Origin of the sequence: Streptomyces tricolor, assembly GCF_002155905.1 — a bacterium.
In the GTDB taxonomy this organism is placed as follows: domain Bacteria; phylum Actinomycetota; class Actinomycetes; order Streptomycetales; family Streptomycetaceae; genus Streptomyces; species Streptomyces tricolor.
Genome location: NZ_MUMF01000147.1, coordinates 1 through 10,468 on the forward strand (window position 1 = coordinate 1; position 10,468 = coordinate 10,468).

Genomic DNA, 10,468 nt, shown 5'->3' on the forward strand with positions numbered 1-10,468 from the left:
GTGTCAGGGGGTGTCGTCGAGCCGGGCGTACCGGCCGCGGTGGTACAGCAGGGGCGGCCGGGGGTCCGCCGGGGCGGCGAGCCGGCGGACGTCGCCGATGACCACGAGGTGGTCACCCCCGTCGTGCTCGGTGTGCACCCGGCAGTCGATCCACGCGGACGCGCCGGCGAGCCGGGGCGCGCCGTCGGGCGACAGGTCCCAGTCCACTCCGTGGAACTTGTCGCCGCCGGTCCGTGCGAACCGGTCGCTGAGCGCCCGCTGCTGCTGCGCCAGCACGTTGACGCAGAAGAAGCCGCCGCCGCTGATCGCGGGCCAGCTGACCGAGGCGCGGCTGACGCACAGGACGACGCGTGGCGGGTCGAGCGACAGGGAGGAGAACGCCTGACAGGTGAAACCCATCGGCGTCTCGGCCCCCATACCGGTGACCACGGTGACGCCGGTACAGAAATGCCCCATGACGGAGCGGAATTGACGGGAGGTGACCGGGTTGTCGACTGCTGCGGAGGTGCTCTCGCCTAACAAGCTCTGTCCTCTCGGCCTGATCGGCCTGTACGGGTACAAGAAGCTCACCACGCGTCACGTTTGGTGACGATGCAACAGTCTGTCGCATGTGATCGGTTGCGACAACACCGATGTTCTTCTTGATAAAGATCCTGCCATCATGATGTCCCGATGAATGATTCCGACATCCTCGATGCAGTTGACCAACGAATCATCGCTGCTCTCCAGATCAACCCGCGGGCCGGCGTGGCAGAGGTCGGCCGCATCCTGGGCGAGCACGAACGCTCCGTGGCCCGCCGGGTCCAGCGACTGCTGACCCTGGAGATCGTCCACTTCACGGCGGAGTACGAGCGGTTGCGGGGCGCGCTGGGCCACTCGGCCTGGCTGCGGCTGAAGGCCCGGCCCGGTTGTCTGGAAGCCGTTGGTGACGCATTGGCGCGGCGCGTCGATGCGCTTAACGTCGCCGCAGTGAGCGGTGCGTCGGGCCTGCTGTGGTGCGAACTGGCGGTGCCGGACCGGCCGCTCCTGCACGCCCTGGCGGAAGGGGCCGTGGGCCTCCCCGACGCGGAGGTGCTCGATGTGTGCCTCACGCTGCGCCCCTTCAAGACGGCAGCCGAATGGCACGCCCCGGTTCTCACCGACGAGGAGGAGAGACTCTTGCGGGCCAGCCTGGTCCAGCCCCTGCCCGCGCTCGCGGACCGGTACGAGCTGACGCCCACCGACGAACGGGTCGCCGGTCTGCTGCGCCGCAACGCCCGGGTCTCCCTCACCGAGCTGGCCCGGGAGCTGGGCTTCTCCACGGCCACGGCCGGCCGCCGGGTGGCCTCGCTGCTGGAGCGGCGGGTGCTGCGCCTGCGCACCGTGGTGGACCCCGCCCTGCTGGGCCGGCCGGCCCGGATCCTGCTGCGGCTCAAGGTCCGCCCGGCGGGTCTGGAGAAGGTGGGCGCGGCGCTGGCCGCGCACCGGCACGTGCACTCCTGCACCGCCGTCTCAGGACCGTACGGCCTCCTGGCCGAGGTGTGCCTCCCCCACGAGACGGACCTCCACGGCTTCGTCGTCGACGTCCTCGGGCCGGCCGAGGACGTGCTCGACCTGGAGACCGTGATCGTCACCCGCAGCTACCGGCCCGGCCCCGGCCCGCACACCCCGCGCCGCTAGGCCTCCACCCGAATCACCGCCACCACGGGAGCCCCCTCTTGGCCATGCAGCCCGCCGCACACCTCCCCGGCGCACCCGGGACCACCAAGCACATCTTCGTCACCGGGGGTGTCGCCTCCTCGCTCGGCAAGGGTCTGACCGCCTCCAGCCTGGGCATGCTGCTCAAGGCCCGGGGTCTGCGTGTCGTGATGCAGAAGCTGGACCCGTACCTGAACGTCGACCCGGGCACGATGAACCCCTTCCAGCACGGTGAGGTGTTCGTCACCAACGACGGCGCCGAGACCGACCTGGACATCGGCCACTACGAGCGCTTCCTCGACCGCGACCTGGACGGCACCGCGAACGTCACCACCGGCCAGGTGTACTCCACCGTGATCGCCAAGGAGCGGCGCGGCGAGTACCTCGGTGACACGGTGCAGGTCATCCCGCACATCACCAACGAGATCAAGCACCGCATCCGGCGGATGGCCACCGACGAGGTCGACGTGGTGATCACCGAGGTGGGCGGCACGGTCGGGGACATCGAGTCGCTGCCGTTCCTGGAGACCGTGCGCCAGGTCCGCCACGAGGTGGGCCGGGACAACGTCTTCGTGGTGCACATCTCGCTGCTGCCCTACATCGGTCCCTCGGGCGAGCTGAAGACGAAGCCGACCCAGCACTCGGTGGCCGCGCTGCGCAACATCGGTATCCAGCCGGACGCGATCGTGCTGCGCTGCGACCGGGAGGTGCCCACCGCGATCAAGCGGAAGATCTCCCTGATGTGCGACGTGGACGAGGCCGCCGTGGTGGCCTGCCCCGACGCCCGCTCGATCTACGACATCCCCAAGGTCGTGCACGCCGAGGGCCTGGACGCCTATGTGGTCCGCAAGCTGGACCTGCCCTTCCGGGACGTGGACTGGACCACCTGGGACGATCTGCTGGACCGGGTCCACAACCCCGAGCACGAGGTCACCCTGGCGCTGGTGGGCAAGTACATCGACCTGCCCGACGCCTATCTGTCGGTCACCGAGGCGCTGCGGGCGGGCGGGTTCGCCAACCGGGCCCGGGTGAAGATCAAGTGGGTGACGTCCGACGACTGCAAGACCCCGGCCGGCGCGCAGGCGCAGCTGGCCGACGTGGACGGGATCTGCATCCCGGGCGGGTTCGGGGACCGCGGGGTGCTGGGCAAGGTCGGCGCGATCCGCTACGCCCGGGAGAACAAGATCCCGCTGCTGGGTCTGTGCCTGGGTCTGCAGTGCATCGTGATCGAGGCGGCCCGCAACCTGGCCGGTATCCCGGACGCCAACTCCACCGAGTTCGACCCGGCCACCGCCCACCCGGTGATCTCCACCATGGCCGAGCAGCTGGACATCGTCGCCGGCGAGGGCGACATGGGCGGCACCATGCGGCTGGGCATGTACCCGGCCAAGCTGGCCGAGGGCTCCATCGTCCGCGAGGTCTACGACGGCAAGGAGTACGTCGAGGAACGCCACCGGCACCGCTACGAGGTCAACAACGCCTACCGTACGGAACTGGAGAAGAAGGCCGGCATCGTCTTCTCCGGCACCTCCCCCGACGGCAAGCTCGTGGAGTACGTGGAGTACCCGCGTGACGTCCACCCGTACCTGGTCGCCACCCAGGCGCACCCCGAGCTGCGCTCCCGGCCGACCCGTGCGAACCCGCTGTTCACCGGCCTGGTGAAGGCCGCCGTCGAGCGGAAGATCTCGAAGTAACACACCAGTTGTACGGTGGCCGGGGTGCGAACCTTCAAAGGTGAGCACCCCGGCTTCCCTTTTCTGGCCGGTCTTCTCGAAAGCGTGTGGAAGGACAGGGCATGACGATCAAGGACACCCCCGAGGAGTGGGAGATCCGGGCGACGGAGACCCCCTTCGTGGGCAACAAGACCTCCGTCCGCACGGACGACGTGGTCATGCCCGACGGCTCGGTCGTCCGCCGTGACTACCAGGTCCACCCCGGATCCGTGGCCGTCCTCGCCCTGGACGAGGAGGACCGGGTGCTGCTGATCAACCAGTACCGGCACCCGGTGCGGCACAAGCTGTGGGAGATCCCGGCCGGACTGCTCGACGTGCCCGGCGAGAACCCGCTGCACGCCGCCCAGCGGGAGCTGTACGAGGAGGCGCACGTCAAGGCCGAGGACTGGCGGGTGCTGACCGACGTGTACACCACCCCCGGCGGCTGCGACGAGGCCGTACGGATCTTCCTGGCCCGCGGCCTGTCCGACGCGGAGGGGGAGCGCTTCGCGGCGGAGCACGAGGAGACCGACATGGCGCACGCGCGCGTGCCGGTCGAGGAGCTGGTGCGCCGCGTCCTGGCCGGTGACGTGCACAACAACTGCCTGGTGGTGGGCGTGCTCTCGCTGGTCGCCGCCCGGGGCGGGGACGGCCTGGACGCGCTGCGGCCCGCCGACGCGCCGTGGCCCGCGCGCCCCTTCGCGTCGTAGGCCGCATCCGCCCCACCCGCTGGTGTGACGATCGCCTGATCCGATCGGGCGATCCGCCCGCCGCGCTCCTCCGGGAACGTCGAAGAGCGTGAATTAGGCTCTTCAACGCCCGTACCGGAAGACACCGGCGGGCTTGCGCGTGCGGTGGGACGGGAGTGTGGCCCGTGACGGATCAGGCGGTGGACCCAGACGGTGCGGAGCAGGCCGCGCACCCGGTCTCGGAGGACCGTTTCCTGGGACGTACCCGGGAGTTGAAGGAGCTGCGCGCCGACATCGAACGCGCGGGCCTGGACACCCTCTCCGGCCGCAAGGCCCCCCGCGCGCGCGTGCTGCTCATCGCCGGCCGCCCCGGCTCCGGAAGGACCCGTCTCGCCGAGGAATTCGTCCGGCAGGTCGCCGACCGGTACCCGGACGGTGTGCTGCGGGCCCGGCTCAGCGAGCCCGCCGGCACGCCGGTGCCCGTCGAGCAGGCCGCCCGCGACCTGCTCGGCGCGCTGGGCCTGCCGGCCCCCGCCGGAGCCGCCGAGGAGGACCTGACCGCGGCCCTGCGTGCGGCCCTCGCCGACCGGCGGACGCTGCTGCTGCTGGACGACGCGGCCGGCGCCGACCAGGTCGACGCGCTGCTCCCGGAGACCCCGGACTGCCTGGTGGTGGCCGTCTCCCAGGGCCCGCTCACCGGCATCTCCGACGTCCGCCCCTGCACGCTCGGCGGCCTCGACACCAAGTCCGCGCTGCAACTGCTCACCGGCCACACCGGCTCGGTCCGCATCACCGTCGACCCGCGCTCGGCGGAGAGCCTGGTGGAGGCCTGCCAGGGCCATCCGGCCGCGCTGGTGCTGGCCGGCGGCTGGCTCGCCGCCCGCCCCAAGGTCGCCGTCTCCGATCTCGCCAAGCGGCTGCACGCGGGTCCCGAGGAGAGCGCGGACGCCGGCCCGCTCTCCCGCGTCTTCCGGCTCGTGTACGACCAGCTACCCGGACCGGCCGCCCGGATGCTGCGCCTGCTCTGCCTCGCCCCGGCCGGTCTGGCCGACCCGCACACCGCCTCTGCGCTGGCCGGCTGCTCGGTCGACGCCGCCCGCACCACCCTGGACGACCTGGTCGCCCTCGGCCTGCTGCGCGCGGTGGACTCCCCGCTGCCCCAGTACGAGGTCCCCGGCTGTCTGCACCCGCTGCTGCGCGCCCTGGCCGAGAGCCAGGAGCGGCCCGCGGAGCTCCAGCTGGCCCGGGCCCGGATGCTGGAGCGGACGGTACGGCTGCTCCAGTCCTGCCGGGCGATCACCGAGACGGACAGCCCGCAGGCCCGGGAGAAGCTGAACGGCATGCCCCCCGCGCTGCGCTTCCCGAACCCGCGGGCCGCCGCCGACTGGCTGCGCATCCGGCGGCCGGCGCTGCTGGCCTCCGCGCGCCTCGCGGTGGCCGACGGCGAGCTGGACACCCTCGCCCGCCGGCTGATGTCCCAGCTGGTCAGGGCCCTGGCGGCGCACGTCGGCACGCAGGCCGCCGCCCCCGACCTGTACGGCGTGCACAACCTCGTCCTGGACGTCGCCGAGCGGCGCGGGCTGCCCCGGGAGAAGGCCGCGGCCCTGCTGAACCTGGGCGATCTGGACGCGCAGACCGGGCGCACCCGGGACGCGCTGGTCCGCTACCGGGCCGCCCTGGACGCCGGACGCGAGGCGAACGACCCCTATGCGACCGGCCGCGCGATGGAATCCGTAGGCGGCGCCTACCAGGAGCTGGGGGACCACGACCGGGCCGCCGACTGGTTCGGCCGGGCGCTGGCCGAGCGGCTGGCCCGGGGGGAGCGCCCGGAGGCCGCCCGGCTGTACGGCCGTATCGGCACCGCGCACACCTACGCCGGGCGCTACGGCGAGGCGCTCAGGAACTGGCGGGCCGCCCTGGCCGGCTACCGCAGGAGCGGCGATGTCGCCGCCAGCGCGCGGGCGTTGAGCGAGATCGCCCGGGTGCAGGAGTACGCGGGGCGGCCGGAGGAGTCGCTGCGCACCTGCCAGGAGGCCGTGGAGTGGGCGCGGCGCGCCGAGGACGCCCGGCTGCAGGCTGCGCTGCAGCTGCGGCTCGCCGACACCCTGGACCGGCTCGGCGACCCGGCCGCGGCCCGTCTGCACCGCGCCGCGGCGGAGCGCATGCTGGGTGAGGAGCCGCCGGAGGACGACTCAGAGCCGGAACAAGCCGCTAACGCCTGCGAAATCCGTACCGCATCCAGCGAAGATTGATGCAATGAAAGGCTAGACAGCCGGAACGCCTTCATTAGACTGGCTCTGCCGCACGTTCTCCTGCGGTGTCTCCCGGTATGCCCCCGCATGTCTGGGTACGTCTGTAATGCACCCCCATACCCTCTGAGCCAAGGACCGTGATCGACGTGAAGGTCGGCATCCCCCGCGAGGTCAAGAACAACGAGTTCCGGGTGGCCATCACCCCCGCCGGTGTGCACGAGCTGGTGCGCAACGGCCACCAGGTCGTCATCGAGCGGGGCGCCGGCCTCGGCTCCTCGATCACGGACGAGGAGTACGTCTCCGCCGGTGCCGCCATCCTGGACACCGCGGACGAGGTGTGGGCCACCGCCGATCTGCTGCTGAAGGTCAAGGAGCCGATCGCGGAGGAGTACCACCGCCTCCGCAAGGACCAGACCCTCTTCACCTACCTGCACCTGGCCGCCTCCAAGGAGTGCACGGACGCGCTGCTGGAGTCCGGCACCACGGCCATCGCCTACGAGACCGTCGAGCTGCCGAACCGCGCCCTGCCGCTGCTCGCCCCGATGTCCGAGGTCGCGGGCCGGCTGGCCCCCCAGGTCGGCGCCTACCACCTGATGCGCGCGGCCGGCGGCCGCGGCGTGCTGCCGGGCGGCGTCCCGGGCGTGACCCCGGCCAAGGCCGTCGTCATCGGCGGCGGTGTCTCCGGCTGGAACGCCACCCAGATCGCCGTCGGCATGGGCTTCGACGTGACCCTGCTCGACCGCGACATCAACAAGCTGCGCGAGGCCGACCGGATCTTCGGCACGAAGGTCAAGGCGATCATGTCCAACTCCTTCGAGCTGGAGAAGGCCGTCCTCGACGCCGACCTCGTCATCGGCGCGGTCCTCATCCCGGGCGCCAAGGCCCCGAAGCTGGTCACCAACGAGCTGGTCTCCCGCATGAAGCCGGGAAGTGTCCTTGTCGACATCGCGATCGACCAGGGCGGCTGCTTCGAGGACTCCCGCCCCACCACGCACGCCGAGCCGACCTTCCGGGTCCACAACTCGGTCTTCTACTGCGTCGCCAACATGCCGGGCGCGGTGCCCAACACCTCCACCAACGCCCTCACCAACGCCACGCTGCCGTACATCGTCTCGCTGGCCAACAACGGCTGGGTGGAGGCGCTGCGCCGCGACGCCGCGCTCGCCAAGGGTCTCAACACCCATGACGGCAAGGTCGTTTACAAGGAGGTCGCCGAGGCCCACGGCCTGGAGCACGTCGAGCTGGCCTCGCTGCTCGGCTGATCCACAAGGCGATTCGTCAACACGTCTCGTCAACTGCGCACACCCGGCCGGACCTTGCCCGACAAGGTCCGGCCGGATGTGTGTATGGTCACTTTGCGACTCTCGGTCAACTCGCCTCGAACGTACCCCTTCGACCGATTCGCACACCGGTGAAACCTGCTGTGAGACGGCCGTACGCCCTTGACAGCGGGATGTTTCATTGCCGACACATCCTGCCGGGTCCGGCGGATTGTGTTGCTGCGGACCGCCGACACGCCATAGAGTCGCCAACCGTCGGCATGGTGCCACGCTGACCTTGTCTAGAAGTTTCCTGGTCACCAAGGAGGTAAGACGACTTGTGAATGAGTCGACATTTTCTCCCGGGGGTGGTCAACCAGGAATGCCTGCACGGGGCCAGGGCCCCGCGGGATTCGAGGCTGTCGGCTCCGTAGCTGTGCGCACCTTCGCAGCCCACCAGAGTTCCGGTCCGCAGGCGGCCGGGACAGCACACCAGAGCATGGATGGCCATCACGTGAACGCCATGGCCGGCGACGGAAGTGGCGCGCCCCACAACCACTTCGCCGACTACGACGAACTGCCCGAGGGGCACTTCTACGACCCCGACGCCGAGTACGAGCCCGATCCCGAGTACGCGGCCACGCTCGCGCCCGACGCGGCCCGCCAGCGCCGTGAGCGCATCGGCCCGACCGGACGCCCGCTGCCGTACTTCCCGATCCCGGGCCCGCTGACCGACCACGGCCCCGCGAAGATCATCGCGATGTGCAACCAGAAGGGCGGCGTCGGCAAGACGACGTCGACCATCAACCTGGGTGCCGCGCTCGCGGAGTACGGCCGGCGCGTGCTGCTCGTGGACTTCGACCCGCAGGGCGCGCTGTCGGTCGGTCTCGGTGTCAACCCGATGGAACTCGACCTGACGGTCTACAACCTGCTCATGGAGCGGGGCATGTCCGCGGACGAGGTCCTGCTGAAGACCGCGGTCCCCAACATGGACCTGCTGCCCTCCAACATCGACCTGTCGGCCGCCGAGGTCCAGCTGGTCTCCGAGGTCGCGCGCGAGTCGACGCTCCAGCGGGCGCTGAAGCCGCTGCTGCCCGACTACGACTACATCGTGATCGACTGTCAGCCCTCGCTCGGTCTGCTCACCGTCAACGCCCTGACGGCCGCTCACAAGGTGATCGTGCCGCTGGAATGCGAGTTCTTCGCCCTGCGCGGTGTGGCCCTGCTGACGGAGACCATCGAGAAGGTCCAGGAGCGGCTCAACCCCGAGCTGGAGCTGGACGGCATCCTCGCCACGATGTACGACTCGCGCACGGTCCACAGCCGAGAGGTGCTGGCCCGCGTGGTCGAGGCCTTCGACGACCACGTGTACCACACGGTCATCGGCCGCACGGTCCGCTTCCCGGAGACCACGGTCGCCGGTGAGCCGATCACCACGTACGCCTCCAACTCCGTCGGTGCCGCCGCCTACCGCCAGCTCGCCAGGGAGGTGCTCGCCCGGTGTCACGCCGAGTGAGTCTGCCCGGGGCCGACGAACTGTTCCGCACGACCGGGGGGATGGCGCTCCAGCCGTCCACGCCCCGCCGCGCGGCCAACGGCGAGGCCCGGGTGCCGGCTCCCGCGGGAGAGAGCGACGAAATGGCCGCCGCCGAGGACGCACCGCAGTCGGTGCCGGTCCAGAACGGGGACGGAGAGGGCGCGGAGCACGTGGCGGCGGAGGCCGAGCCGGCCGAGGCCGGCGAGTCCCGCACCCGCCCGGCGCGCCGGCAGGCGGCGCAGGAAGGTTCTGCCGCCACGCCGCCGCGCAAGCGCGGACGGGCGGCGACCCGGCGGCCCAGCGGGCGCGAGCGGCACGACGAGAAGATCACCGTGTACGTCTCGGCCGAGGAACTGATGGACCTGGAGCACGCGCGTCTGGTGCTCCGCGGCGAGCACGGGCTCGCGGTGGACCGCGGGCGGATCGTCCGCGAGGCGGTGGCCGTGGTCCTGGCCGACCTGGAGTCCCGCGGGGACGCGAGCATCCTCGTACGACGGCTGCGCGGGCGGTAACGGTAGCCTGCGGGGGCCATGACCTCGAACGCAGCCCCTGCCCCCGGCGCACCCGCCGGCCGTCGGCGTGCGCTGGGGCGGGGACCGGGCGCCCCGCGGTCCGAACCCGACGCCGGCACCGGCGAGCCCGAGACCGTCGCGCGTGCGGCCGGGTCTGGGACGCGTGGGCCCGAGGCTGCGGCGGGTGCCGCTGAGGCCTTGGCGGGTGCGCCTGAGACCGTCGCCGGTGAGTGGCAGGCTGCGGCGGGTGGGTCTGAAGCCGGAGCGCGTGAGTCCGAGGCCGTCGTGCGTGCGGCCGGGGGCGGGGCGCGTGAGCCCGGGGCTGTGGCGGGTGCCGTTGAGGCCCTGGTGGGTGCGCCTGAGGCCGTCGCCGGTGAGTCGGAGGCTGCGGCGGGCGGGTCTGAGGCCGGAGCGGGTGAGTCGGAGGCTGTCGCGGGTGCGGCTGGGGCCGGGACGCGTGTGCCTGAGGTTGCGGCGGGTGTCGTTGAGGCCCTGGCGGGTGTGCCTGAGGCCGTCGCCGGTGAGTCGGAGGCTGCGGCGGGCGGGTCTGAGGCCGGAGCGGGTGAGTCGGAGGCTGTCGCGGGTGCGGCTGGGGCCGGGACGCGTGTGCCTGAGGTTGCGGCGGGTGCCGTTGAGGCCCTGACGGGTGTGCCTGAAACTGTCGCCGGTGAGTCGCAGGACGCGGCGCGTAAGTCGGAGGCCGGGGCGGGTGAGTCGCAGGACGCGGTGGGCGGGCCTGAGGCCGGAGCGGGTGAGTCGGAGGCTGTCGCGGGTGCGGCTGGGGCCGGGACGCGTGGGCCCGAGGTTGCTGCGGGTGCCGTTGAGGCCCT

The 10,468-nt window shown here is 71.6% G+C and carries 8 protein-coding genes; 7 read left to right on the forward strand and 1 reads right to left on the reverse strand.

The window, feature by feature from the left end:
• Positions 1 to 3 precede the first annotated feature (3 nt).
• Positions 4 to 456 carry a flavin reductase family protein gene (locus CCN44_RS11915; RefSeq protein ID WP_063808496.1) on the reverse strand — a complete coding sequence of 151 codons (453 nt, stop codon included), beginning with the start codon at positions 454 to 456 and terminating at the stop codon, positions 4 to 6.
• A gap of 216 nt (positions 457 to 672) precedes the next feature.
• Here CCN44_RS11915 and CCN44_RS11920 point away from each other — a divergent pair, with 216 nt between their 5' ends.
• The 7 genes from CCN44_RS11920 (at position 673) to CCN44_RS11950 (ending at position 9,638) form a co-directional block, all read left to right on the forward strand.
• Positions 673 to 1,659, forward strand: a complete 987-nt coding sequence (locus tag CCN44_RS11920; RefSeq protein WP_086697634.1) for an Lrp/AsnC family transcriptional regulator — start codon at positions 673 to 675, stop codon at positions 1,657 to 1,659.
• A gap of 44 nt (positions 1,660 to 1,703) precedes the next feature.
• The gene (locus CCN44_RS11925; RefSeq protein ID WP_086697635.1) at positions 1,704 to 3,371 is read left to right on the forward strand and encodes a CTP synthase; all 1,668 of its coding nucleotides are present in this window, start codon (positions 1,704 to 1,706) and stop codon (positions 3,369 to 3,371) included.
• Positions 3,372 to 3,472: 101 nt separating this feature from the next.
• Positions 3,473 to 4,099, forward strand: coding sequence for an NUDIX domain-containing protein (locus tag CCN44_RS11930; protein ID WP_059248530.1), 627 nt, complete (start codon positions 3,473 to 3,475; stop codon positions 4,097 to 4,099).
• Between the two features lie 164 nt (positions 4,100 to 4,263).
• On the forward strand, positions 4,264 to 6,330 hold the full coding sequence (locus CCN44_RS11935; protein WP_086697636.1) for a tetratricopeptide repeat protein: 2,067 nt from the start codon (positions 4,264 to 4,266) through the stop codon (positions 6,328 to 6,330).
• A 137-nt stretch (positions 6,331 to 6,467) separates the two neighbouring features.
• The gene (ald, locus tag CCN44_RS11940; protein ID WP_059248528.1) at positions 6,468 to 7,592 is read left to right on the forward strand and encodes an alanine dehydrogenase; all 1,125 of its coding nucleotides are present in this window, start codon (positions 6,468 to 6,470) and stop codon (positions 7,590 to 7,592) included.
• Between the two features lie 379 nt (positions 7,593 to 7,971).
• Positions 7,972 to 9,105 carry a ParA family protein gene (locus CCN44_RS11945; protein ID WP_079048901.1) on the forward strand — a complete coding sequence of 378 codons (1,134 nt, stop codon included), beginning with the start codon at positions 7,972 to 7,974 and terminating at the stop codon, positions 9,103 to 9,105.
• Complete coding sequence (locus tag CCN44_RS11950) at positions 9,090 to 9,638, forward strand: hypothetical protein (protein ID WP_059248527.1); 549 nt, start codon at positions 9,090 to 9,092, stop codon at positions 9,636 to 9,638. Before CCN44_RS11945 ends, CCN44_RS11950 begins: the two co-directional genes overlap by 16 nt.
• Positions 9,639 to 10,468: the final 830 nt, after the last annotated feature.

Coding starts and splice junctions, on each gene's coding strand:
- CCN44_RS11915 (WP_063808496.1), bottom strand. CDS start 456: ATGGGGCATTTCTGTACCGGCGTCACCGTGGTCACCGGTATGGGGGCC.
- CCN44_RS11920 (WP_086697634.1), top strand. CDS start 673: ATGAATGATTCCGACATCCTCGATGCAGTTGACCAACGAATCATCGCT.
- CCN44_RS11925 (WP_086697635.1), top strand. CDS start 1,704: ATGCAGCCCGCCGCACACCTCCCCGGCGCACCCGGGACCACCAAGCAC.
- CCN44_RS11930 (WP_059248530.1), top strand. CDS start 3,473: ATGACGATCAAGGACACCCCCGAGGAGTGGGAGATCCGGGCGACGGAG.
- CCN44_RS11945 (WP_079048901.1), top strand. CDS start 7,972: ATGCCTGCACGGGGCCAGGGCCCCGCGGGATTCGAGGCTGTCGGCTCC.